Source organism: Gardnerella sp. DNF01151 (assembly GCF_049244235.1).
Classification (GTDB): domain Bacteria; phylum Actinomycetota; class Actinomycetes; order Actinomycetales; family Bifidobacteriaceae; genus Bifidobacterium; species Bifidobacterium swidsinskii.
Genome location: NZ_CP058389.1, coordinates 1156085 through 1182396 on the forward strand (window position 1 = coordinate 1156085; position 26312 = coordinate 1182396).

22 protein-coding genes are annotated in these 26312 nt (G+C 44.4%); 1 reads left to right on the forward strand and 21 read right to left on the reverse strand.

What is annotated here, in order from left to right:
• Positions 1-395 precede the first annotated feature (395 nt).
• From HXT37_RS04945 to efp, 17 genes are all read right to left on the reverse strand, one after another.
• Complete coding sequence (locus tag HXT37_RS04945; RefSeq protein ID WP_369827456.1) at positions 396-1769, reverse strand: AMP-dependent synthetase; 1374 nt, start codon at positions 1767-1769, stop codon at positions 396-398.
• 546 nt (positions 1770-2315) lie between these two features.
• Positions 2316-3152 carry an HAD hydrolase family protein gene (locus tag HXT37_RS04950; protein WP_103013852.1) on the reverse strand — a complete coding sequence of 279 codons (837 nt, stop codon included), beginning with the start codon at positions 3150-3152 and terminating at the stop codon, positions 2316-2318.
• Between the two features lie 147 nt (positions 3153-3299).
• Entirely contained in the window at positions 3300-3548 is a 249-nt protein-coding gene (gene secG, locus HXT37_RS04955) for a preprotein translocase subunit SecG (protein ID WP_004119067.1), read from the reverse strand.
• Between the two features lie 61 nt (positions 3549-3609).
• A complete protein-coding gene (gene tpiA / locus HXT37_RS04960; RefSeq protein ID WP_004108638.1) occupies positions 3610-4416 on the reverse strand; it encodes a triose-phosphate isomerase in 807 nt (268 codons plus the stop codon).
• A gap of 164 nt (positions 4417-4580) precedes the next feature.
• Positions 4581-5786 carry a phosphoglycerate kinase gene (locus HXT37_RS04965; protein WP_004108635.1) on the reverse strand — a complete coding sequence of 402 codons (1206 nt, stop codon included), beginning with the start codon at positions 5784-5786 and terminating at the stop codon, positions 4581-4583.
• Positions 5787-6470: 684 nt separating this feature from the next.
• Complete coding sequence (whiA, locus tag HXT37_RS04970; RefSeq protein WP_012914259.1) at positions 6471-7418, reverse strand: DNA-binding protein WhiA; 948 nt, start codon at positions 7416-7418, stop codon at positions 6471-6473.
• 289 nt (positions 7419-7707) lie between these two features.
• Positions 7708-8583: an RNase adapter RapZ gene (gene rapZ / locus HXT37_RS04975; protein WP_100066708.1), complete on the reverse strand. Its 876-nt coding sequence runs from the start codon at positions 8581-8583 to the stop codon at positions 7708-7710.
• A gap of 80 nt (positions 8584-8663) precedes the next feature.
• On the reverse strand, positions 8664-9857 hold the full coding sequence (locus HXT37_RS04980) for a shikimate dehydrogenase family protein (RefSeq protein WP_076002916.1): 1194 nt from the start codon (positions 9855-9857) through the stop codon (positions 8664-8666).
• A gap of 22 nt (positions 9858-9879) precedes the next feature.
• Positions 9880-12300 (reverse strand): primosomal protein N', encoded by a 2421-nt coding sequence (locus HXT37_RS04985; RefSeq protein ID WP_103013851.1) that lies wholly within the window; start codon positions 12298-12300, stop codon positions 9880-9882.
• A gap of 72 nt (positions 12301-12372) precedes the next feature.
• Complete coding sequence (metK, locus tag HXT37_RS04990) at positions 12373-13590, reverse strand: methionine adenosyltransferase (protein ID WP_102703158.1); 1218 nt, start codon at positions 13588-13590, stop codon at positions 12373-12375.
• A gap of 138 nt (positions 13591-13728) precedes the next feature.
• Positions 13729-14013 carry a DNA-directed RNA polymerase subunit omega gene (rpoZ, locus tag HXT37_RS04995; RefSeq protein WP_004108619.1) on the reverse strand — a complete coding sequence of 95 codons (285 nt, stop codon included), beginning with the start codon at positions 14011-14013 and terminating at the stop codon, positions 13729-13731.
• 82 nt (positions 14014-14095) lie between these two features.
• Entirely contained in the window at positions 14096-14704 is a 609-nt protein-coding gene (gene gmk / locus HXT37_RS05000) for a guanylate kinase (protein ID WP_012914263.1), read from the reverse strand.
• Between the two features lie 15 nt (positions 14705-14719).
• Positions 14720-15631: an orotidine-5'-phosphate decarboxylase gene (pyrF, locus tag HXT37_RS05005; RefSeq protein WP_004106386.1), complete on the reverse strand. Its 912-nt coding sequence runs from the start codon at positions 15629-15631 to the stop codon at positions 14720-14722.
• Positions 15632-15634: 3 nt separating this feature from the next.
• Complete coding sequence (carB, locus tag HXT37_RS05010; RefSeq protein WP_076002918.1) at positions 15635-19030, reverse strand: carbamoyl-phosphate synthase large subunit; 3396 nt, start codon at positions 19028-19030, stop codon at positions 15635-15637.
• A gap of 32 nt (positions 19031-19062) precedes the next feature.
• On the reverse strand, positions 19063-20274 hold the full coding sequence (gene carA, locus HXT37_RS05015) for a glutamine-hydrolyzing carbamoyl-phosphate synthase small subunit (RefSeq protein WP_102703159.1): 1212 nt from the start codon (positions 20272-20274) through the stop codon (positions 19063-19065).
• A gap of 474 nt (positions 20275-20748) precedes the next feature.
• Positions 20749-21228, reverse strand: a complete 480-nt coding sequence (gene nusB / locus HXT37_RS05020; protein WP_102155096.1) for a transcription antitermination factor NusB — start codon at positions 21226-21228, stop codon at positions 20749-20751.
• 168 nt (positions 21229-21396) lie between these two features.
• Positions 21397-21960, reverse strand: coding sequence for an elongation factor P (efp, locus tag HXT37_RS05025; RefSeq protein ID WP_004111770.1), 564 nt, complete (start codon positions 21958-21960; stop codon positions 21397-21399).
• 129 nt (positions 21961-22089) lie between these two features.
• Between efp and HXT37_RS05030 the strand changes: the two genes are divergently transcribed.
• Positions 22090-22479 carry a YccF domain-containing protein gene (locus HXT37_RS05030; RefSeq protein WP_102703160.1) on the forward strand — a complete coding sequence of 130 codons (390 nt, stop codon included), beginning with the start codon at positions 22090-22092 and terminating at the stop codon, positions 22477-22479.
• On the opposite strand, the gene pyrE is transcribed toward HXT37_RS05030, so the two are convergent.
• The 4 genes from pyrE to pyrF (HXT37_RS05050) form a co-directional block, all read right to left on the reverse strand.
• Positions 22455-23147, reverse strand: a complete 693-nt coding sequence (gene pyrE / locus HXT37_RS05035) for an orotate phosphoribosyltransferase (RefSeq protein ID WP_102703161.1) — start codon at positions 23145-23147, stop codon at positions 22455-22457. The two genes, HXT37_RS05030 and pyrE, sit on opposite strands and share 25 nt — an antisense overlap.
• 96 nt (positions 23148-23243) lie before the next feature.
• Entirely contained in the window at positions 23244-24245 is a 1002-nt protein-coding gene (locus HXT37_RS05040; protein WP_102703162.1) for a dihydroorotate dehydrogenase, read from the reverse strand.
• 5 nt (positions 24246-24250) lie between these two features.
• On the reverse strand, positions 24251-25147 hold the full coding sequence (locus HXT37_RS05045; protein WP_102703163.1) for a dihydroorotate dehydrogenase electron transfer subunit: 897 nt from the start codon (positions 25145-25147) through the stop codon (positions 24251-24253).
• A gap of 94 nt (positions 25148-25241) precedes the next feature.
• Positions 25242-26285, reverse strand: coding sequence for an orotidine-5'-phosphate decarboxylase (gene pyrF / locus HXT37_RS05050; RefSeq protein WP_421779358.1), 1044 nt, complete (start codon positions 26283-26285; stop codon positions 25242-25244).
• Between the last annotated feature and the right edge of the window lie 27 nt (positions 26286-26312).

A 26312-nucleotide genomic window follows, 5' to 3' on the forward strand; every position in this document is an offset into this window, starting at 1 on the left:
AATAATCTACCCACTATTACTTTCTCAGCTAATAAACTGAGAAAGTAACAGTAATAACCAAAACACTGTTAAAAACTCAGCTAACCAACTGAGAAAATAACGGTGATAAGCACAACACTGTTACTAACTCAGCTAACGAACTGAGAAAATAACGGTGATTACTTGCCAGAAAGAGTTCGCCAGCGAGATTTGGTTAAAACGTTGCGATGGCGCACGCGAGTTTCGTAAGCGAGCGCTTAGAGCGCGAGCATCATCTCGCATTTGGAGGGTTGCGGAGGGTTAGACGCTCCAAACGCGAGGAAATTTCCCCACAATTGAAGCGCTCGACGTATGACTCCGCCCAACTGCGCCAGTAACGAAAAAAGGTAAAGCGTGCGCGCTTTAAGCGCTCGATATTATCCAACGCGCATAATCCGCGGCACGCCAGCCTCAACAAGCTTCCGCTCAAGATTCTTAACGCCAACAACATCCGCAAAATTAAAGCGCACAATCTTACTCACTCCGCACTCCCTAAAAAGCACCGACTCGCGCTCCGCCTGCCTATCAATATTGCGATTAATAGCGGCCTGATTGTAGGAATTACGCAACATTTGAGTATCAGACGAAGAATTGAAGTTGATATTCGCATGCGTAGAATTAGTCGAATCAACAAAATACTTCCCATACCCATCAAGCTCACCAACAATCAGACCACCGCCCGAAACCCGCCACAAAAAATCACACCTATACTTAACCCTAGAATTTGACGCAACAAACTCATGCTGCAACTCAGGCACCATAAACCCAAGATCAATCATCGTGCCGCGCGCAAAAGACTCGCCGCCATTCTCACTTAAACCATTCTTAAAAAGGCAAAGGCGGCGCAGCATAAGAAGCGAATATTCCTTACTCCCATATTTTCCGAACCCGCCGCCAACGAATGCATTCGCAAACGACTCCGCAGAATTAGCAGTAACTACACTCTTCTCACGAGTACGCAAATCTTCATACTCTTCATTGAATGAATCGTACTCATCATAAACGTCGTCCGCGTATTGCAACTTATTAGCGCAACCATTTCTATGTCCGCCAGCAGAAGTCCCGTATCTTCTTCCGCAAATCTCAAGAACCTTGTTAAAATTCACGTTATCGCGCGCAGCAGAATCAAAAATCGGCAGCGCTGTCCTAAAATTCACAGTATTCGCAACATCAAAAAGCATCGTGCTCTTGTCAACAATATGACTTCTAATCTCATAACTTACCCTGTCACTTGAATGCGGAAGCGTAACGAGACGTCTACCATGATTTCGACTCGGCTGCACAATGCGCACGTCATCACTTGTACCATCCTGTTCTTTGCATGTTCGCATAATCCTATGCAAATACGGATTATCGTTAGCAGACTTGTGCACAGAACTACGAATATAAATCTTCGTTGAACTTACAGAAGAACTGAAGTTGCGCTGAATATTATCACTGCCATCTTCTACATCATCATAATTTTCCACAATATCATAGCCAAGTAGCGCAGCAGCAGTAGGACCAGTGAACTTCCATTCTGGATAAATCTCCATTAAAGAAATAGCTATGTGACGCATTTTTTCAGACGGATATAGCTTCTGCCAATACTCAGTTCGCGCGTAAAGATTGCGGAAAGTGCGCACAAAAGTGCCTTTCTTCACGCACCTATACGCATACTGCTTTTGCGCACCAGTAATTGGTCGTATGCACTGATGATTACTTTCTGCATTTTCGATCATGCGTATTATTTCGTTACTAGTATTGCTCATACAAATTATTATTCAAAGATACAATATTTGCGCAATAAATTTTGAGCGTTGTGGATAAGAGGTATTACAGGAAGGTAGTGAGCGTTACTAACTCAGCTAACGAACTGAGAAAATAACGGTGATAAGCTCAACACTGTTACTAACTCAGTCAACAAACTGAGAAAATAACGGTAATAAGCTCAACACCGTTACTAACTCAGTCAACCAACTGAGAAAATAACAGTGATAAGCAAGACACTGTTAAAAACTCAGTCAAGTATCTGAGAAAATAACGGTAATAAGCAAGACACCGTTACTAACTCAGCTAACGAACTGAGAAAATAACGGTGATTACTTGCCAGAAAGAGTTCGCCAGCGAGATTTGGTTAAAACGTTGCGATGGCGCACGCGAGTTTCGTAAGCGAGCGCTTAGAGCGCGAGCATCATCTCGCATTTGGAGGGTTGCGGAGGGTTAGACGCTCCAAACGCGAGGAAATTTCCCCACAATTGGAGCGCTCGACGTATGACTCCGCCCAACTGCGCCAGTAACGAAAAAAGGTTGGTTATTCACAATCTAGTAAAAAGGGTTGAATGAAGCCAGCTGGCAACACCGTCGTCATTGTTGGAATCGCAAACTTCGTCCGCAATCGCAAGCAAACGCGGATTACTATTCGCCACCGCTACCCCATAACCACCGGCATGGAACATGTCGATATCTATAATATCGTCTCCAAAAACGACTGTGCGACTAGGCTTTACACCCAAACGATTGCAAATAACGTTCAAAGCATGCCCCTTGTTCGCAAGGGGATTCGTAAGCATCCACAAAACATCTTCGCTAATATGCAAGGAAAAATCATCCGGAATAATACGCTGAAGCTGTTCCTTCTCGCAATCTCGCGGCACAATAATGATTTTGTCTGCTATGCCACTTGGAACATTGGAAAAATCTGTAATAATAAAATCCTGCTCGTTCCAAAGCATACGAACATCAAAATTAGTGTAACGAACGTCGTTCATCACAATACCAAGACGGAGCGTAGGTATTTTATCAAGCAATCGCAGGCAAACATCAGCAGCAAGATTAGAGTCAAAACCAAAGCGAGTAAGAGTATCAATGCTTCGCTGCGAAGTAAGTTCAGAAATAGTGCTGTGAACGCAATCAAAATCAATAAGCGCACCGTTTAGATACGCGCAAACTTGAGCTTTTAAATCGTGAACAAAATCAAAAGCGCTTCCAACAGGACGAGCCGTAATAATAGCAAGCGGAATACCAGATTCGTGCAAACGCTCAGCAGCCTGCACAGTTTCGCTGCTTAAAAAGCGGCCTTCAAAAGTATCGGAATCATGAAGCATTGTGCCGTCAAGATCAGCAATTACTAAAGAAGGAGAAAAACGAAGCATTATAGTTACCCACTATTTTTAATGTGCATAATGAATTTGTAAATCGCACAAATGCAAGCGCGTACGCAAGATCACACACAAGCCCATAAATTTTGATTTATAAAATAAAAAGCGCGCAATCTTTCGACTACGCGCTTAAAAGAATACTTAGATAAGTGAGAACTTAGTCATAAGGTTCAAGGCAACAATAACAGCCACCCAAATCAACGCTATAATAACCGTCCAACGATTTAAGTTCTTTTCTGCAACACCAGAGCTACCAGCGTTCTTCGTTAAACCGCCGCCGAACATGTCGGAAAGGCCGCCGCCCTTGCCCTTGTGCATCAAAATTAACAATGTGAGCAAAATGCTAGTGAGCACAAGCAACACCTGCAAAATAATCTTCACAGTGGACACAACCAACCTCCTGTTTTACAGTACTCAATTAAGTTTAATAATAACCTTTGACCGCTTAAGCTTATTTAGTCTCTAAACGTGTTTGCGCAGCCGTTAGTCGCACAATATTAGCAAGTTCTTGCGCATCAAGAGAAGCACCACCAATTAAGAATCCATCGACATCTGGCTCCGCGATAAGACTTGAAGCATTAGAAGAAGTTACAGATCCGCCGTAAAGAATACGAACAGTATCTGCAACATCGTCACCGAACGTAACGCGCAAGTCTTCACGAATAGCCAATGCAGCTTCCTGAGCTGAGTTAGCAGTGGCAACCATACCCGTACCAATTGCCCAAACTGGCTCGTACGCAATAATTAAACGCTTAGCTTGCTTCGCATCCAAATCGCGCGTTACATCATGCACTTGCCCTACAGCAAAATCCAGCGCAACACCCTGTTGACGTTCTTTAAGACTTTCACCAACGCAAAGAATTGGCTGCATTCCTGCGGCAAGAACAGCTCGAACTTGATCAACTATATTTGCATCATCTTCAGGATGATACTTGCGTCTTTCAGAATGACCAACAATAACCATTGAACATCCAAGACTTGCAAGCATATCTGCAGAAACATCACCAGTAAAAGCACCTTGAGCAGTAACAGAAACAGCTTGAGCTCCGTACAATATTGGCAAATGGTCAGACTCAACAAGAACTTGCACGCTTCTTATTGAAGTAAAAGAAGGCATAAGTGCAATTTCACAATCGTGATAGTCGTAATGCGCGTCACGCAGTAGCCACGCAAATTTTTGTATAAAATGCGTTGCTTCGCGGTGATTGAAGTTCATTTTCCAATTACCTGCGACTAGCGGCTTTCTTTTAACAACCATAATCACCCTTAAAAATTGAGGATTGAAGATTAATAGTATTGCGCAAATTAGTGTTATGCCGACCTCGATTTACAAAACGGATTCATAAAATCGAAAGTCGGCATAAGCGGAAATATTTAGTTTATACTTGCTCGCGTAAATACTACTTACTCAAGCAATATTACTTACTCAAGCACACTCAAACCTGGAAGAGTCTTGCCTTCCAAGAACTCGAGAGAAGCGCCGCCGCCAGTAGAAATGTGCGAGAAGCCATCTTCTGGGAATCCAAGGTTGCGCACTGCAGAAGCAGAATCACCACCGCCGACTATAGTGAAAGTGCCGTTCTTAGTTGCATCGACCAAGCCCTGAGCTACAGCGCGAGTACCGGCTGCAAACTCTGGAACCTCGAACACACCCATAGGACCGTTCCAAACAACAGTCTTGGAGTCAACAATCTTGTCGTGGAAAAGCTTCTGAGAGTCAGAACCAATATCCAAGCCCATCTTGTCTGCAGGAATAGCGTCTGCTGGAACTACTTCTGGAGCAACTGGAGTATCCCCTGCTGGGAAGCCAGCATTCACAACAATATCAGTTGGAAGCACAAGCTCAACGCCATTCTTCTTAGCGGTTTCAATGTATCCCTTAACCTTCTCGAGTTGATCCTCTTCAAGCAAAGAAGTACCAACTTCGTGACCCAAAGCCTTGAGGAATGTGAACACCATACCGCCGCCAATAACAAGACGATCAGCCTTAGAAAGCAAGTTTTCAATAACGCCGAGCTTGTCGGAAACCTTAGAGCCGCCGAGAACAACAGTCAAAGGACGCTCTGGGTTTTCAGTTGCGCGAGAAAGTGCCTTAACTTCCTTTTCAACAAGCAAGCCTGCAGCTGCTGGAAGATCGGCAGCAACATCGTAATTTGAACCCTGAGCGCGGTGCACAACACCAAAGCCGTCGGAAACAAACACTTCGCCAAGAGAAGCAATCTTCTTAGCGTAAGCTGCGCGCTCGGAAGCATCCTTGCTGGTTTCTTCCGCGTTGAAGCGCACATTTTCAAGCAAAACAACGTCGCCATTATTCATGGCAGCTACCTTAGCTTGAGCATCTTCGCCGTAAGTGTCTGCAGCCAAAACAACATTTGTGCCGAGCAATTCACCCAAACGCTGCGCAACTGGAGCCAAGGAAAGCTCTGGAACAACCTGACCCTTTGGACGACCAAGGTGAGCCATCAAAATCACCTTAGCACCCTGCTCACGCAAAGCCTTAATGGTTGGTAAAGCAGCACGAATACGACCATCATCAGTAATCGTCGTACCCTTGAGAGGAACGTTAAAATCAGCGCGAACCAATACGCGCTTACCACTCAAATCTCCCAAATCTTTCAGTGTCTTCATTGGTATCCTTTCCAAACCATATTGGCTTACCATATTTGACTTACATACTGGCTTACCGTGCCGGCTTACTTCGTTCAACAAAACGCAAAATCAGCCTCAAACATCAACACATTGCCGGGTGCAATTATACCGCACATCTTCAACAATCCCTATGAACAACGCAGCTTTGCACCAGTGCTCTGCTGACGTTGCGTCTGTAGCTTTGCAGTAATGCTTCTGCGAAAAGTGGTTTTGTAGCTTTGCAGTTGCGCTTTGCAAACGTTGCGTCTGAAGCTTTGCAGTAATGCTTTGCAAACGTCGACTATATGTTGCTTAGTGAACTTTGACATTAATGCTCTGCAGACGTTGAGTATTTATTGCTTGGCGAACACTAACATCGGTGCTGCTGCACACTCCACACCAATCACTCTTCCTACCACACCAAAAACAACTGCGATTGGAATTAACGAGTGAGGGGTGGGTGTTGCTTGGTCGAGCAATATAAAAGCGGAACGATAGTAATAATCTTGTTGACGAATACTATTTTTGCAGAGAAAGTAAGTAAAAAACTAAACTTAACTACGCAACCGCTAAGTCCAAGTAAGGTATAAGAGCGGAGCGCTGCGAGACAAGTAACACCCGCCGCTCACAGCCACATAAAAAAACCCGCCAGCCAATACAGCTACAAACCACGCAAAATCAGCATTAAAGCTGCTGCATACGCGACTTCTCAACCTTCGCTGAAAGCTGCAAAAGTCTACGAATTCGCCCTGCAATCGCATCCTTTGTAATAGGAGGATCAGCCAAGTGACCAAGCTCTTCCAAACTTGCGTCGCTATGCTCAAGACGAAGCTTTCCAGCCATCAACAAATTATCTGGAATATCGTCGCCCAAAATATCGAATGCGTGACGAACCTTTTCGCATGCCTCAGCAGCAGCCTTAGCACTACGACGCATATTCGCATCGTCAAAATTAGCCAAACGGTTTGCTTTTCCGCGAGCTTCACCGTCCGAACGCTTACCGGTCCATTCGCGAGCAGAACGAGGAGCACCAATCAAAATCAACATTCGCTCAATTGCGTCAGAATCGCGCAACGTCACTCGCTCAGAGCTACGAACCTGACGAGCCTTGGCGCTAATGCCAAGTCGCGCCGCCATAGTTTGCAAAGCATTTGCAGCCTCATGAGTTGGGCAAACAACTTCCAAATAGCTAGCTTTGCCAGGGTCGGAAATAGCACCGTGAGCCAAGAAAGCACCACGCCAAGCTGCTTTGATTTGGGCGATACTTCCACCAACAATCTCAGGTGCAAGACCTGCAACAATTCTCATACGTCGATCAAGAAGACCAGATTGCAAAGCCAGTGCTGCAGCACCACGCTCAACTACCACGTCATAGCGAACTACAGTGCCCGTAGGAGTTTGCCGAGAAACTTGAGCAATTGTTGCTTCCCTCTGGAAATAAGTTTTCAATACCTCAACAAGCCACTGAGCTGCGCGCTGAGAATCCAACTGAGCGCGAATAACAGCTTGATTATTTACTGGCCTTAAGCCGCCAGCAAAGCGCATCATTGCTGCAGCTTGAGCCATAATGACAGTCGGGAGCTCATTGTTGTTTGAAACGAGTTCATTTTTGACGTCGTCAAGAAGAGCCAAGGGACAACCTCCTACTTTTGTTCTTCTTAAAATATGAGTGCTGTTGGGTACTTGCATGATGCTGTGGCACACGACATGCCCGGCTTTCTGTGATACAGAATACGTTGGACATTTTACCGGTTTTTGCACATGCTTTACATGCTTTTAGTACAAGATTTTTTATATTTTATATAATTTACACAATTTTTATTTAATTTTTTAATTAATTTTAATTGATTAGTTTCATAATCGCATTTCACTACTTTACTTTTTCACTACTTTACTTTTTGCTACTTTACTTCTCCACTTATTATGATCTTCTCTGTAGCTCTCTTGCAGATACTGTAACTTGCAAACCGTGCAATCTCAAACGTCTAGCAAGCTCAATACTTACGGCAACAGAACGATGCTGACCGCCAGTACATCCTACAGCAATAGTCACGTAATGCTTGTCTTCTTTAGCAAATCCGTCGATAGCTGTAAGAAGCGCATTTTCGTAAGAATCTAAGAATGTAATTGCCGCAGAATTCGATAAAACATAATCTTGCACAGCTTGATCCTTACCTGTAAGCTCCCTTAATTCAGGAACCCAGAAAGGATTCGGCAAAAATCGCATATCGGCAACAAAATCAGCGTCCATTGGCATGCCGTATTTAAATCCAAAGCTGAAAATATGCACAGAAACAGTAGAAGAGCCTTTTCCAAGCAATCCTTCGTAAAGCTTTGTAGAAAGTTGGTGAATACTAAGTGCAGAAGTATCGATAATAATATTTGCGCAATCTTTCAGATGACTGAGCAGCTCTCGCTCTTCTAGAATACCGTCAATAAGTCTGCCACCGCGCTGCAAAGGATGCGGTCTACGCACAGACTCGTAACGCTTGATAAGCACAGCATCTGAAGCATCTAGAAACAGAATTCGCGTTTTTACACCAAGGTCATCAATATGCGCAAGAACTGCAAACAGGTCGTCGAAATATCCTCTAGAACGCACGTCAATAACAGCAGCAAGCTTATGCACTTTAGAACCGGATGAAGTCATCATATCTACTAGCGGTATGAGCAGTTTTGGCGGAAGATTATCGATAACATACCATCCCATATCTTCCAACGCGTTAGCAGCGTGCGAGCGCCCAGCTCCGCTCATGCCTGTAATTAGCATAACTTCAAATCTGTCAGATAGTTGCATACTAGTCGACGCGGAACGTTGCGTAGTATGTTGCGCATCACGTTGCACATCACTTTGCGTAGTATGTTGCGTATTATCGCTCATAATGCCTCCTGTAAGGCTTTTCGCATGAGACTACTTAAGTCATCGTAATATCTAGCCTTGTCAGCACTAGGTTTATAACCAAGCTCAGAACCAGTCTCAGCACAATCCTCAGCGCCAGTCTTAGCACAATTCCCAAAATTTTCTTTAGATTGCCTGTACTCAATCGTCATAAGACTTACTTGTGCTAAAGCTTGTTGCAAAAGCATTTCTTCTCCGCCAATAGCGCAACCGTATTGTTGCCATACACTAAGTAGCATGCTTGGGCGAGGATCGTAAACTACGTCAAGCAATGTTCCTAATTTCGTTTGATTATTCGCACTATCTTGACAGTACGCTTTCAACGCAAGCGCAATTGGATCTGCTACATGCGCTGGAACTGTGCTTATGACTATGTCTGCTTCTGCGATTGCACGAACAGCTTCGAGTGAATTTAAAGATTTCAAAATGAGAGATTTATCACATTCTGACAATTTTTCTGCACTCAATTTTTCTGCGCTATAGTCTGCAAATTTTGAAAATACTTCTTCGCTTATTGTTGGGAACTCAATACCTTGCACAGGCTCATACATAGCGTCATTTTCTTCGCTTTTATTATTTTGACCTATGCTTATTTTATTTGGAAAATCAGCGCAATACTTTTGTATAAGATTATTAAAACGTTCAACGCCTTTTACACTACCGTCATCTTCAGTTCTAGCAACAACTTGCACTTGCTCAAGCTTTGCTACTTGCGCAATTTCAATTAAAGCTGCCAATGCAGAGGACGCAGTGTTGCCACTGCCAATAATAACAGCCTTTTTTACTTCGCATATACGCTCATGTAATGCTTGCATAAATGTTATTAATATGCCACTTACGTCAGTGTTGTATAGCTTTATTTGCGATTGCGAAGCGGTTGCTGGGTTGCTAGTAAAAACTGCAGTATTTGCCACGTTAAGCGCGCGCGACCAGTAGTCGCAAGGTGTACCGAGTTTCATTACGGTTTTTTTAAGCGGCATAGTAAGGCTTAAGCCTTTCCAAGAATCGTCAAGATGCGCAATAAAATCGCGAAGCTCTGTTTCGCTTACTTTTTCCTTACTATATTGCCAATTTGTAAGACCTAAAACCTTATAAGCCGTGTTGTGAAGCACAGGAGACAGCGAATGCGAAATAGGATCTCCCAAAACTGCGCAATGATATGTTTTTAACATTTTTCTCTCCCCTATTAGTAAGTTAGTACGCTAATAAATCTTTTGGATCAACACAAAAACGCAACTCTCCTGCAGCACGTGTTGCTACGTGACGAGCTACTTCCTTGTGCAATCGGTTCACTAATTCTTGTCTTAAATAAAGCGGAACTCTTACTACAGCTTTTACACGGTCGTAAATATCGTCAAAATGCTGGTATCTGTCTGTAACAGGCGGATGCATTGGAACAATTCCTAATAATGGAGAAATTGCTGAAAAATCAGCATCTTGACTACTTTCGCACCCAAGATTTTCTTGCATTGCACCAATGTTTTCAAGCGCACGCATAACCGCATCACGAGCACCCCATACGCATGCTGCAGTTACACAAGGCGGCAATATTGCTTGAGCTCTTTCTGAAAGCTCATTGCAAGAAAGTTGAGTCGTATCCCACAATGTAAGCGCACGCGCAAGAACAGGATACGTTTCGCCAATCAAAAGCACACTTCCTCCGCGCGCTCTAGGAGCACATAAAGCAGAAGCTTTCATCCACGAATTAAGTGTATCTATTCGCGCATCAAGCCCCGAAGCGTACAAACTTACCCACGTATCGAGTATTGCTACAACACCATATTCTCCGTTACAATTTGCGTCTTGCGTTTGTACGCGAGGCTCACATCCAGGAGTTGCAACAACAATTACAGGTTTTTCATCAATACACTGGATAATTCCGTTCGGTTGGTGTTGTGACGAAATAATAATAGGCACGTTGCGAAATAGTTTAGATAATTCTTCTGCAACACCAGCAGCGCCAACTTGTATAACTCGCATATTGCTACTGCCACAATTAGAACAAGACCAATTTATTGCACTAGCACCACACCACGAGCAACGTGCTGTTTGCTGACTATTTGCAACATCGAGAGGCCCGGTACATCGTCTACAGCGCGCTTGACGTTTGCAAGAAGAGCATATAGCCGATTGCGTCACATCATCTTGCGCAATAGAAAGCAGCACAGGCTTACCATCCGAAAGAGCATCATTAATAGCTCTTACTGCGCTATGCGGTATGCGAGCGCCAATACTTGGGTCAGCTAATTTCAATAAAGCTTCACGATTAAGCCAACGAACCCACGGAACTAACTTTTCGCGAGCAAGTTTACTCGCACTTACAGGGATGCTAGATCCGCTTATTGTTTCAGCAGTTTTAGCAGATTGAGTAGTTTGAATAACTTTAGTAGTTTGAACAGATTGCTCACCTTGCGCATCTTGCGCATTCGACATATAGCAGTCTACTTCACTTTGACTAAGCGCGCTTCTGGAATACGACATTGACACAAATACGCCGCCATGCCTTTTCGCACGAAGCCGCATAACTCCACGCGCTTGAGCATACGGCATCATGCCATCAGCATATTGGTACGCGCAATCTTCAACAATCGCAAATAAAGCATCTCCCTCAACTGGAGCATACATTGCAGCTCTAGTGCCAAGAACGCAAGGAACTATTCCGGACGCGATTGCACGCCAAGCTCTATATCTATCAGCTGGAGGATCCGCAGCACAAAGTCGAGCTACATCGCCATCAAAACTTCCAGCAGAAAAACCACGATGATTCTCACTGACGCGCTTATATGGCTTTAATCCGTAAACCATTAGCGCGCGCATTACATCATTTACTTCTCTTAGCGTCGGCAAAACTACAACAGCTTGCTTACACGCGCTTAAAGCAGTGACAATCATCCACGCTAAATCTTGTGCAAGTCGGCAAGAACCTGGTAAAGCGTCTACAATAAAAGATTGAGAAGAATTATTTTCTGCTTGCTTGACTAATTGATTTTCTGTTTTATTTTCACTAAAACTTGCGTCAATAGATTTTTTGATTAATGCATTGTATAAAATATTTGCATTTTCGTAATCATAAATCATGCGAGAAGTTGTAGCGTAACCTGGGTTTGTATTGTTATCGTTTTGCAAACGCTTCTTAAGATTTTCACGCCACTGTTTTCTGCGTTGCAAGCGTATGTTGTCAAAAACTTCCTCATGCTCAACACGAGCTACGCGTTGAGGCACAGCAAGACGCAAAATATTTGAGCTAGTTCCACCATAAGCTTTAGCTATGGCGTCAATATCGTCTCGCAAAGATTTAGAAAGCAAAACATCTGAAGGAAACACGCGCTCTAAAAATCTTAAAGCAGTATGAGGGGTGTCTGTATGCGAAGAACGAGACCAAATAACTCCAGTGAGCTTTTGTGCTCCAAAACGAACGCGTACAAACGCCCCAGGCTGAGCAGATTCATCTTGATCTTGCGATATCAAGTAATCAAAAGTACGACCTAAATGTGAAGCTTGAACATCAAGCATCACATGCGCAATAGGGCATTCATTAGCAGGCACTAAAGAAACAGCATTGCGCTTACGTCTTGTTTTACGCGCTAAGCCGTCTAGCGAAGGTTGCTCTGCCATAAATAACCCTTAGTTTTACTTGAATTACATCACATAATTACTGTTATTTTACAGCAAAATTTATCAATAAAACTACTTTTTTAGCGCATCTTTCAATTGCTCAATACGATTCGTTTCTTCCCAAGGGAATTTGACATCCGTACGACCAAAATGACCATAAGCTGCGGTTGGAGCATAAATTGGCTTAAGCAAGTTAAGCTCATCAATAATCGCAGCTGGACGCAAATCAAATACTTCACGGACAGCACGCGCAATATCTGCACGCGTAATACCTTCAGCTTCAGTTCCGAAAGTTTCTACGTTTACGCTTACAGGATCAGCAATACCAATAGCATAAGCAACTTGAACTTCTGCCTTATGAGCTAAACCAGCTGCCACAATATTTTTTGCAACCCAGCGAGCTGCATAAGCTGCAGAACGGTCAACTTTGCTAGGATCCTTACCGGAAAAAGCTCCACCACCATGATGAGCAGCACCACCATAAGTGTCAACAATAATTTTTCGACCAGTTAAGCCCGAATCAGCTGCAGGACCTCCCAAAACGAAGGAGCCAGTAGGGTTTACAAGCATACGGTACGAATCGTGCGCAACTTTTTGAGCAAGAACTTCGTCCAACACAGGATTAACAACATGTTCAACAAGCTGATCTTGTAACCAGTCTCTAGAAACTTCTGGGTCATGCTGAGTAGAAATAAGCACAGTATCCAAACGTTTAGGCGATCCTTTTGAATCATACTCAATCGTTACTTGAGTTTTCCCATCTGGACGCAAATGCGCAACAGTGCCATCTTTACGAACTTTAGCAAGCTTTTGAGCTAAACGATGAGCAAGATAAATCGGCAAAGGCATTAAAGTATCTGTTTCGTCGCTAGCGTAACCAAACATAACACCTTGATCGCCTGCACCTTGAGCAGCGTAGCGCTCCTCACGAGAAGATGCACTCTCGCAAGAAGCATCCAACCTAGCAACACCTTGATTAATTTCTGCACTTTGCTCAGTTAAAGAAACCATAACACCACAAGAATCAGCATCAAGACCAATTGTGGAGCTCGTGTAGCCAACATTACGAACAACTTGACGCACGATTCCCGGAATATCGCTATAAACTTCACCACGCACTTCGCCAAAAACCACAAACTGACCAACGGAAGCACAAACCTCTACAGCAACATGCGCATGAGAATCCTGACGAAGCATATCGTCCAATATAGCGTCAGCAATTTGATCGCATAACTTGTCAGGATGACCTTCAGTTACAGATTCTGCAGAAATTAATTTACGTTCTTCCACATTTCCCCCTTACGTTTATAGTCGATAAGGCTAAATACAGGCTAAATAAAGTGAAAAACGCAGCCGTGCATCCGCTTTATTGAGCACGGATGATACGCGACTGCGAATACCCATAAAGACGTTTATTAGCAAGGCTTATTAATTACCTTCGCTTAAATCGTCCTCACCAAGAGTCTCTTCAAGCAATCCAGCATTAATTTCGCGGAAAGCAATAGCTAAAGGCTTTTCTTGATTTTGATACTCAACTAGTGGGCCAACATTTTGAAGCAAACCTTCATTAAGCTGAGTAAAATAAGCATTAATTTGACGTGCTCGTTTTGCAGCAAATAAGGCAAGCGCATACTTGGAATCCGCATGTTGCATTAAATCATCAATCGGTGGATTCGCAAGACCAGTAGGTGTTGGCTGAGTGCCTAATGCCATAATATTCTCCAAATTCTATGGCGCCACAATAGTTCCAAAAGGCTTATTATATGCTATCGATTGGATATTGCGTAAGTTTTAACTATAAGTCGTATTCGCTTGCAATAACATTCCACAGTTCATCTGCGGCACGCTCAGCATTATCGTTCACAATAACAACATCAAACTCTTTAGCTGCAGCAATCTCAACTTTAGCGGTTTCCAAACGTTTTGCTTGCTGCTCAGGAGTTTCAGTACCACGACCAATAAGACGACGCTTAAGCTCTTCAAAGCTCGGAGGCGCAATGAACACGTACACGACTTCTAATCCAAGACGAGCTGCCTCTTGTTTTACACGCCTAGCTCCTTGCAAATCTATTTCCAACAAAGTAGGAATATCTTGCGTAAGATGATCCAAAACAGGCTGAAGAAGGGTGCCATAATGAGCCATGCCATGAACCAGCGCAGTTTCCAAGAATTCGCCATTACGCTTACGACGCTCAAATTCTTCTTCATCTAAGAACCAATAGTGAATACCATTAAATTCACCAGGTCTAGGCGCACGAGTGGTAGCAGAAACAGATAGCCAAATATGTGGATGCTTCTCACGAAGTATGCCTTCTACTGTGCCTTTACCAGCCGCAGTAGGACCCGTTAATACGATTAATCGACGTCTAGACTGCGAAACTGCAGTCTCATCCGTGGCACCCATTTGTTTACCTCTCGTTTACACACATTCGCCTGAATCAACAAGAGCCTGACGAATATCCAATGCTATGCGTTCAGTTGCAGCCGAAAGTTCACCAATATTTGGACCATGCGACGCAATCGAACGCGAAACAGTTACCAATACATTACCATGTGTACCAGCAAAAACACGCTTTAAATCGTCAGCTTCTGCACCTTGCCACCCATAACCAGGAGAAAGAATTGGACCAGTAAAACTGGTTACGTCAATTCCACCACCGTTCATCCAGTCGCCAATAGTCGCTCCAACAATTAAACCAACAGAACCCATTCCTTTAGTTTTATTGTTAAAACTTTGAGCCGTTTGAGCAATTCCGTGAGCTACAGTAGTTCCGCGGTAAGTTCCGCTTTGCCTAATAGCAGTTTGCAAACTTGCGCCTTCGCGATTAGAAGTTAGAGACGCAATAAAAACACCGCGACCGTTATTAAGAGCTTCGTTAATTAAGCCGCCCATAGAACGTGCGCCATAATAAGGAAGCAAAGTAATAGCATCAGCAAGAAGCGGAGCTCCAGGCTTAAAATATGCGTCTGCAAGCGCAGAAATAGTAGTAGACAATCCTCCATGACCGCAATCAACAATAGTAATAATATCCATTTGACGAGCGGCATACAGCACACGCTCAAGCGCTGCGAAACCCTTAGAACCATAGCGCTCAAACATGCTGGATTGGAATTTAACTGCCGCTGCCCTACCATTCATAGCTTGCAGCATGCGCATAGAAAAAAGTTCAGCTCCAAGAGCATCCATGTTGTATCCCCAATTAAGCAGCATTTTGCGATGAGGATCGATTCCAACACACAATGGTCCATATTTTGCCATAGCGTTCTTCAAACGCAAACCAAAATCGGATCGTTGCGCCTGCACTTCTTGATCACGAATGCTCTCGGTCATGTATTAAGCCCGACTTTCTTGACTTTCTGCCTGTTCAATTGCAAACAACTGCTGAGCATGTTCTTGTATGCTCATCACCTGATAATCGTTGTTCTTAACAGCTTCAATAGCCATTAATACTGGTGCGAATTCGGTAATAGTAGTGAATTGCGGAAGATCAGCTGCTACAGCTGCTGCACGAATGGCATAACCATCAGTGCGCGATCCCCTTGAATTCGGCGTATTCAATACCATATCAATCTTACCATTTTCGATAAGCTCTACAACATTCTTACCGATTCTTTCATGTGCTTTCTCACTATTTGGCATATCCTTCGCCGTGTCGCCCTGACTAGAAAGCTTATCGACAATCACGGAATCAATACCATAACGACGAAGCACAGAAGCTGTACCTTCAGTAGCCCAAATCGTAAAACCAAGCTCCACTAATCGCACTGCAAGAAGCGGAAGTTGACGCTTATCTGCATCACTTACAGACACAAACACGTTGCCGCTGGTAGGCAAACCACCCTTGTATGCTGCAAGCTGGCTCTTAGCAAAAGCATGTGGGAAGTCACGATCGAAGCCCATAACTTCGCCGGTAGAACGCATTTCTGGTCCGAGCAAAATATCAACCGTACGACCAACAGGAGTGCGGAAACGCTTGAACGGCAGCACAGAAGCTTTAATAGCAACTTGCTGACCTGGATGAATATCACCACCATCGCCTTGCGGAAGAAGAAGTCCACGCTTGCGCTGCTGTGCAATTGTTTCACCAGCCATAATTCGAGCAGCAGCTTTAGCAAGAGCAACACCAGTAGCTTTAGAAGCAAACGGAACAGTACGAGACGCTCGAGGATTTGCTTCAATTACATACAAAGTGTTTGCCATAAAAGCGTACTGCACGTTAATCAGACCGCGAACTGAGCAGCCGCGCGCAATCGAAAGCGTGCCTTCGCGAAGGCGGCGAATTTGATCGTCCGAAAGCGTGCTTGGAGGAAGAGTACAAGCAGCGTCACCAGAGTGCACGCCAGCTTCCTCAACATGCTCCATAATGCCGCCAATATAAAGCTCGTTGCCGTCGTAAAGCGCGTCAACATCAATTTCAATAGCGTCCTGAAGGAACTTATCAATCAAAAGCGGCGAAGGCAAGCGGCCAGAAACAACAGTGTCTGCTCGAGCTTCATCCAATGCGCGATCAACATACTTTGCAAGCTGAGCGTCGTCGTACACAATCTCCATTCCGCGACCGCCGAGTACGTAGCTTGGACGCACAAGAACCGGGTAGCCGATTGCGTGAGCTGCATCTTTTGCTTCCTCAAGGCTTAAAGCTGTGCCGTATCGAGGAGCGTTCATGCCTTCTTGACGAAGAACTTCGCCGAAAAGCTCACGATTTTCAGCCAAATCGATAGCCTCAGGAGTCGTTCCCAAAATTGGAACTCCTGCAGCTTTAAGACGAGCAGCAAGCGAAAGTGGCGTTTGGCCACCAAGCTGCACAATCACGCCCTTAACAGGTCCAAGCTTCTTTTCTGCTTCGTAAATTTCAAGCACATCTTCGAAAGTAAGAGGCTCAAAGTAAAGGCGGTCAGACATGTCGTAATCTGTAGAAACTGTTTCAGGATTGCAATTAACCATAATGGTGTCGTAATCCTTGCCCAATTCCTGAACAGCGTGAACGCAAGTGTAATCAAACTCAATACCCTGGCCGATTCTGTTTGGACCAGAGCCAAGGATAATCACAGCTTCGCGATCGCGCTTCTTCAACTCGCTTTCGTCAGCGTAGCAAGAATAGTAGTACGGAGTTGCTGCGTCGAACTCAGCTGCGCAAGTGTCAACAGTCTTGTAAACAGGGCGCAAACCGTAAGCCCAACGAAGCTCACGAACCATGTTTTCGCCTTCGTCGCCAAGATTACGCAAATGCGCAATCTGCACGTCCGAAAGACCAGCAAGCTTAGCACGCTTCAAAACTTTAGGAGTTAAGGTTTCAGCTTCACGAACTGCGAGCGCAGTTTCGTTAATTTGAGCCAGCTGCTCTACAAACCAAGGGTCGATTTTTGTTGCTACAAAAATTTGATCTGGCGTTGCTCCACCCCAAAGCGCGCGCTGGATTTGCAAGTAGCGATGCTCGGTTGGAGTATGCATTTCTTCAAGAAGCTTATTAACTTCTTCCTTGCTTGGACGCTCGCCATCCCAGCTAAAGCACGCGTGACGCTTGTCGATTGAGCGCATTGCTTTTCCAAGGGATTCCTGGAAGTTTCCAGCCAAAGCCATTGCTTCGCCAACCGACTTCATAGAAGTTGTAAGCGTGGTGTCTGCTCCTGGGAACTTTTCGAAAGCAAAGCGCGGAATCTTCGTTACAACATAGTCGATTGTTGGCTCGAAGCTTGCAGGAGTTGAACGCGTAATATCGTTTTGAATTTCATCCAAAGTGTAGCCTAAAGCAAGTTTCGTTGCGATTTTTGCGATTGGGAAGCCAGTTGCTTTAGATGCGAGCGCGGAAGAACGAGACACACGCGGGTTCATTTCGATTACGATAATGCGACCAGTTTGAGGGTTGATTGCGAACTGAATATTGCAACCGCCGGTATCGACGCCAACGCCTCGAATAATAGCGATACCGATATCGCGCATCTTTTGATACTCTCGGTCGGTAAGCGTAAAGCAAGGAGCTACTGTAATCGAGTCGCCAGTGTGCACGCCTACAGGATCGACGTTTTCGATTGGGCAAACAACTACGACGTTATCTTTTGCGTCGCGCATAAGTTCAAGCTCAAACTCTTTCCAGCCTTCAATGCCTTCTTCAATAAGCACTTCGTTTGTTGGAGAATAGTGAATGCCGGCTCCTGCAATGCGGTGAAGCTCTTCTTCGTTATGAGCAATACCAGAGCCCAAGCCGCCCATTGTGAAGCTTGGACGTACTACTACCGGGTATCCTAAAGTTTCAACAATTTTGTCTACTTCTTCAATCGAGTGAGCAATAAAGGATTTTGCTGACTCAGCTCCGGCTTTTTCAACGACTTTTTTGAAAAGCTCTCGGTCTTCACCGCGGTCGATTGCTTCCAAAGAAGCGCCAATAAGCTCAACGTTATATTTTTCTAGGATTCCTGCACGACCCAAATCCATTGCAGCATTAAGTGCAGTTTGACCACCAAGCGTTGGAAGAAGCGCATCCGGACGCTCCTTTGCAATAATTCGCTCCAAAATCGAAGTGTCAATTGGCTCAATATATGTTGCGTCCGCAAGTTCCGGGTCGGTCATAATCGTAGCCGGGTTAGAGTTGACCAAAATTACGCGAATGCCTTCTTCGCGAAGAACTCGGCAAGCCTGCGTTCCGGAATAATCAAACTCTGCAGCCTGACCAATAACAATCGGGCCGGAACCAATTACCATAACCGACTTAATATCAGTACGTTTTGGCATAGTAAACTTCTCTTTCCGTAAATCTTAAAATCTTACTTGCTTTTTCGAGTGTTTTCGCGCATCAATTGCACAAAACGGTCAAATAGATAGGAAGCATCGTGCGGGCCTGCTGCAGCTTCCGGATGATATTGCACTGAGAACGCTGGAATATCAAGGCATTGCAAGCCTTCTACAACATTGTCGTTCAAGTCAATATGCGAAACTAGCACGCGACCAAAGTGACCGTTTCCATAAGGAGATTGGACAGGACCGTCAAGAGGAGCGTCCACTGCAAAGCCGTGATTATGAGCTGTAACTTCCACTTTTCCGGTTGTAACGTCTTTTACAGGCTGATTAATACCGCGGTGACCAAACTTCAGCTTGTAAGTGCCAAAGCCGAGCGCGCGACCAAGCAACTGGTTTCCAAAGCAGATACCAAAGAACGGGTAGCCCGCATCCAAAACTTTACGCAAAAGCTCAACTTCACGATTTGCTTGGCCAGGATCTCCAGGACCATTCGAGAAGAATACACCGTCTGCGTTAAGAGCTTGCAGCGATTCGAAGCTTATTGAGGAGCTCACGACGTGCACACGGCAGCCGCGCTCAGCCAAACGGTGAGGAGTCATGGATTTAATACCAAAGTCAACTGCTACAACCGTGTAAAGCGGATCTTTTCCTTCAAAATCACCGCAAGGCTCAATCGTATACGTTTCTTTAGTGCTGACTTCATCCGTTAAGCGCAAGCCTTGCATTTGAGGAGTCTGCTTAATTTCGTCAACGAAAGAAGCAACGGTACGAAAAGCCCCGGTTGACGGATCAACCAGGGCCTTATTAGAAAAAATGCCGGCACGCATAACGCCTACCGAGCGTAAATGACGTACCAGCTTTCGAGTATCAATACCACTAATGCCAACGATACCTTGCTTTTGTAAATCGTCTTCCAAGGAACCTTCAGATCGCCAATTGCTAACTACTGGGCTTGGCTCCTTAACCACGTAACCTGCAACCCAAATGTGGGCAGATTCTGGATCTTCATGATTCATTCCCGTATTACCTATATGTGGGAATGTTTGAACTACGATTTGTTGATCATAACTTGGATCAGTTAATGTTTCTTGATAACCAGTCATGCCCGTGGAGAACACAATCTCAGCGCGCGTAGAACCTTGCGCACCAAAAGGCTTACCAACGTAAACCTGACCATCCTCCAACACCAATACTGCATCATCACTGCCGAATCCGGCAAAGGTGTCGTTGTAATCCACCTTAACCCCCTTATGGCTTTAGGATATTCGTGGTAAGTCTACTCAGCTTGGCGGACGGGCGACGCGCCGGCAATAAGTTATTGCGCGTTATGTGTTCTTGAGTATCGTCTATGAGTTTTGTAACTGATTTAGTTTTTTGGTTTTGACGAGGCTGGAAAAATTGTGTTTGCGTGCGTTCCGTCCTTCGTGCGCTCTGGTTGCTAAAGACGCTTATTGTGTTCGCCTATATTTAAAGAATGTAGCTTCTCAGTCCTCTTTTAGCACTGAACACAATTTTTCCAGCCTCTCAACACACTAACCAACAACACAAAACTCATAGACTCGTGCAAAAAGTTACGCAAAGTGCGTGGAATAGCGCAATAACTTACACTTTGTCTTGTAATTGATAGGAATGTTTAGCGTGGCGTAAGCAGAGCATTAATGCTAGTGTTACCCAATCAACAGAAATCGATGTCTGCGAAAATACTAACTCAACTACTCCTGAGTGTCAGCAGTAGGTTCCGCAGCCTCGTCGCTAGAGTCTTGAGATTCGCCATTAAACTTTGCCAAGCAAGCATCTTTATCTGCCATAATCGCGCTTAGTAAGCCGTGAATAAACGCAATAGCTTCGTCATCGCTATACATTTTTGCGAGCGCAATCGCCTCGTCAATAGCAACTTTATCTGGAATCTCATCGTTAAGAAGCATTTCCCACACCGCAATGCGCAAAATATTGCGATCGATAACAGCCATTCTGCCAACTTTCCAGCCAGTCGAATAGCGGTTTAGCGTCTTGTCGATTCTGTTACGTCGCTCTCCTACGCCTCGAACAATCTCAATAGCGTACTCTGGGAGCGGAGTTTGAGCGCCAGGCTCCTTAACTCGCTCCTCAAGCAAAGAAAGAATATGCTGATTCTTCTCATCCGCCTCATACAGCGTATTCAAAGCCCTTTTACGAGCGGTAGAACGTGCCATCGTAACGCCCTTCTGTGTAACGTATAAAAATTACTTAATAAAGTTGTATCAAAAAATTACGCGACCCAGCAACGAATAATCGCCACCGGGTCACTCTATAAAAATTATTGAGAAATAAATAGCTAATTTAATTAGATAACTAATTATTTTAATTAGATAATTAATTCTTTAGTTTTCACGACCAAGATAAGAGCCGTCACGAGTGTCGACCTTCACCTTTTCGCCTTCACCCACAAAGAGTGGAACCTGGATTTCAGCACCGGTTTCCACTGTTGCAGGCTTAGTACCAGCGTTAGAACGGTTGCCTTGCAAGCCTGGCTCAGTGTGAGTAATAGTCAAAATCACTGAAGCTGGAAGCTCAACGCTCAAAGGAGTACCGTCATGGAAGCTTACGATGCAGTCGGTGCCCTCAAGCAAATACTTGCTCTGCTCGCCAACTAAAACCTTAGGAATATAAACCTGGTCGTAAGTGGTCATATCCATAAAGACGAAGTTGTCGCCATCTTCGTATGAATATTGCAACGTGCGGTTATCAACGGTCTCGAACTCCATCTTCATGCCGGCATTAAAAGTCTTGTCGACAATCTTGCCCGAGAGCACGTTCTTAATGGTGGTACGCACAAAAGCAGGACCCTTGCCTGGCTTCACGTGCTGGAACTTAACGACGGTCCAAAGCTGACCGTCAAGGTTCAAAACCGATCCATTCTTAATATCATTGGTAGTCTGTGCCACGAGTTACCCGTTTCTTTCGCTAATAGGCTGCAAATTAAGCAGCTAAGAAATAAACCTTGCTTATTATGCCACAAAGTGTCAACTTATGCATTCGTGTACCGATAGCAGCGAAATTATATACTTAATAATATGAAACTTCTTGGCAATATTGTGTGGCTGATATTCGGCGGTCTCTTCATTGCTGCAAGCTGGTTACTTATAAGTTTCCTTCTTTGCATAACCGTTATTGGCGTACCATTCGGTATTCAAGCATTCAAAATGGCAAAGCTCACACTCACGCCATTTGGAAAACACGTTATTTACCGAGGCGGCACTAGCACAATTTGGAACATATTATGGATTGTATTTTTCATTGGGCCAATGCTTGCATTAGGTTATATCGTTTCAGGATTCATTTGCTGCTGCACAATTGTTGGCATTCCATTTGGCATACAATCTTTCAAAATGGCAAAACTTGCGTTGTGGCCGTTTGGTTCCGAAATTGTAGAAGATAGTTACGCACCATACATACGCAAGTAATCTGCAGCGCGCGAAGCTAATTCCTCATCCATAACTGGCTTACCGTCACTATTAGTGAGTTTTTGAGCTGCAGCGAAAATTTCGCGCACATTTGCAATTGGCAAAACTGGGAATCCAAACTCCTGCTCTACTGCTTTTACTGCAGAAAGCTCACTGTCTTTCGTGCGTTCCATTCTGTCTACTGCCAAAATCAAGCCAACAACTTGCACATTTGCTTCCGCTTTAAGCTTTGGCAAAGTTTCGCGAACTGCAGTTCCAGCAGTCATCACGTCGTCAACTAACAGAACTTTCATGCCGTCTTTTAACGGTTTTCCAACCATCATTCCGCCGTCGCCATGATCTTTTCGCTCTTTTCTATCAAAAGTAAAACCGACTGGCATATTGTGATTATTCGTTAAAGCCATAGACGTAGAAACTGCCAACGGAATGCCCTTATAAGCAGGACCGAAAACAGTGTCGATATCTTGCGGAAGTTTGCCGTCTTCGATTGCTGCAACAACGCGCTGAGCATAGTACGCGCCTAAGCTCGCGATTTTCATGCCGTCGTCAAAAGCGCCAGCGTTAATAAAATAAGGTGATTGACGACCAGATTTCAGTGTAAAGTCACCAAATTTAAGCGCGCCTGAATCAAGCAAAAACTTTGTAAAACGTTCGTCTAATTCTGCCATAATTAGCTCTCTTTCTTAAAATATTTTTAAATACTTTCTAAATAATTTCTTAAATATTTTCTAAATACTTTTTAACTACCTTTTAAATACTTAATTTCAGCGCCAAGTCTTTCCTTCGGCAAGTAAAAACGCAAGCTTTGGACGAGAATCAAGCAAATCATCAAGCTCGCGAGCAATGCGAATAGGAGCAGTAGGATCCACCAAAGCGGCAGCACCAACTTCTACAGCATTAGCGCCAGCATACAAGTATTCCAAAGCTTTTTCGCCGGAATCAATGCCGCCAATGCCAATAATTGGAATATCTGGCATAGCTTGACGAACTCTCCACACAAATCCAAGTCCAATCGGGAAGATTGCAGGGCCGGAAACGCCGCCCGTACGGTTTGCAATAATCGGCTCGCCGGTTCGAATATCAATTCGCAAACCAACAAGCGTGTTAATCATGCTAAGAGCATCCGCACCAGCGTCAACAGCAGCTTTGCAAATCGAAACAATATCCGTCACATTTGGCGTCATTTTTACAATCATTGGCTTATCTGTCATTGCGCGAAGTCGCTTAATTAAGCGGTGAAGCGCCACAGGATCCGTGCCAACGCTCATTCCGCCGTGAGTTACGTTTGGGCAGCTTACGTTAATTTCAAGCATGTCTGCAGCAGAATCTGCAAGCTTTTCAACAACTTGCGCATAATCGTCGTCACTGTGCCCTGCAACATTAGTAATAACAAGCGCTCCCATTTTCTTTAGTTTCGGAAGCTCGTCTACTAAGTAGTGGTCAACGCCAGGATTTTGCAATCCAACTGCGTTTACCATTCCAGAAGGAGACTCTGCAGTGCGCGGAGAAGGATTTCCTTCCCACGGAACAGGTGAAACGCCTTTTGTGCAAATTGCGCCGAGTTGGCTTACGTCGTAAAAGCGTCGGCAAGCTGCAAGCTGGAAAGTTCCAGAAGCTGTACCAACCATGTTTTTCCACTTAACGCCTGCAACTTGAGTTGGATGTTTCCAAACGTGGCTAGTGTCAAAGCCAAAAGTTTCAGCGGAATTTGTTGCAGAATTTGCGTTATTTACAGAATTATTTTCGGCATTATTTACAGCACTCATATTTTTTACTCCCAACCCAAACGATTCGCATCAAAAACAGGACCGTCGTTGCAAACTTTCAGCCTGCCTTCCAAAGTGTCAACAACGCAAGCAACGCAAGTTCCGTATCCGCAGCCCATACGCGCTTCTAAACTGAGCTGGCACTCAATATTTCTTTCATGCGCCCAGTGAGCTACAGCTTTCATCATAGGCAAAGGTCCGCAAGACAAAATAACCGTTGGCAAATCGTCTCCAAAATTAAGATGCTGACTTTCTTCAAGTTCGTCAAGAAGTGTAATAACAGTTCCTTCAGCATTTGTAATACTGTGTACGTCTGAAATATATTCTTTCATTAAATCATCCGCAAAACGCTTGTTACGGTAGCCAAGCACTGCCGTTACGCTAGAATCTTCACGCTTTGAAAGCGTTTGAGCAGCACACAAAATAGGTGGCACGCCCAAGCCGCCACTGACCAACAGATAATGTGCAGGTTTGGAAATATTAAAGCCAAGTCCTAAAGGTCCAAGAGCGTCAATGCTATCTCCTGGCTTAAGCTCAGCAAACTTAGCAGTGCCTTTGCCAATCACAGCAAAAATCAAAGTAAAAGTATCGCCTTCTACGCTTGCAACTCCAAAAGGACGCGGAAGCATAGCAGTCGGGTCAGGGGAATACAAGTTCACAAATTGCGCAGGAGCAGCTTTTTTAGCAATCTCAGAATCTCGCAAAGTCAAACGGTACACGCCTTCGTCTAGCTTCTCATTATTGAGTACTTCTACAGCTCTACGCCCCCAAAGGCGCGAATATTTTGCATTATTGCTTTCGTCTGCAGAACTTGAGCCGGAAGAATCAAAAGCGTCTTCACGTAACGTAATTATGGCGTTTCCAGAGGCTTTTCGCGTTGGAATAAACATGCCATCACTCATGTGGTTTCCCCTACCCTTGTATGTGTTTTGTACCGTTGCGTTTTATTTTTAATTTTAATTATATTTTTAGTTATATTTATTTTAGTTATACATTCTAGCGATACACTGCATTTCTCAAGTCGTCACGCATATTTTTCGCAGCAACAGCTGCAGAATCACGCACAATATCAAGAATGTCATCGAAAGACATGTGCCCTTGATTTTTAGCGTAATCTTCAGACTTTTTCCAAGCACCAATAATACCGCGCGAAGAATTGACAATAGCACCTTCAGAATTTGCATCAAACATTCCAGCAACATCTTGAGCAGTACCGCCTTGAGCACCATAGCCTGGAACCAAGAAGAAAGTGTGCGGCATAATCTCGCGCAAATGCTTGCCCTCCTGCGGATGCGTGGCACCTACAACTGCACCAACTCTTGAATAACCGTGCTTACCAATGCTTGAAGCACCCCAGTTCTCAATCAAATCAGCCATATGCTCATACACTGGCTTGCCATCTTGCAAAATAAGCTCCTGCAGCTCTTTGCTAGAAGGATTCGAAGTGCGAAGCAGCACAAAAATGCTTTTATCGTGCGCTACCGCTTCATCGATAAAAGGCTTCACGCCATCCGAACCCATATAAGGGTTTACTGTAAGCGAATCTTCATGCCAAACGTCAAGATTTTTAGAGCTTTTTAGAAGATTTTTAAGAGATTGAGGAAGCGCGTTACCAGTAGCATTTTCGTCTTCAAAATATGAAGAAAGATTAGCGAAACCGCTTAAATGAGCAGCATACTGACCAGCTGTAGAGCCAATATCTCCGCGCTTTGCGTCACCTATTACAACTAATCCTTGCGATTTTGCGTATTCGCAAGTCATTGCGTACGTGTCCATTCCAGCGGAACCTAGTGCTTCGTACATCGCAATTTGCGGCTTTACAGCCGGCACAAAATCTGCAACCGCGTCGATAATAGCGCGATTAAACTCAAAATAAGCTGTAGCTAAAAGCGTTGGCAGCGCATCCTCGCCTTCTACTTCTTGCAAAACTTCGTCCGCAAGAGAGCTAATAATTTCGGCTGGTACAATACCTGGCTTAGGGTCCAAGCCCACAACACTAGGATTTTGCTTGGCTGCAATCGCTTCAATAAGTTCGTCCATAATTTACTACCATTCCAAATTTATATT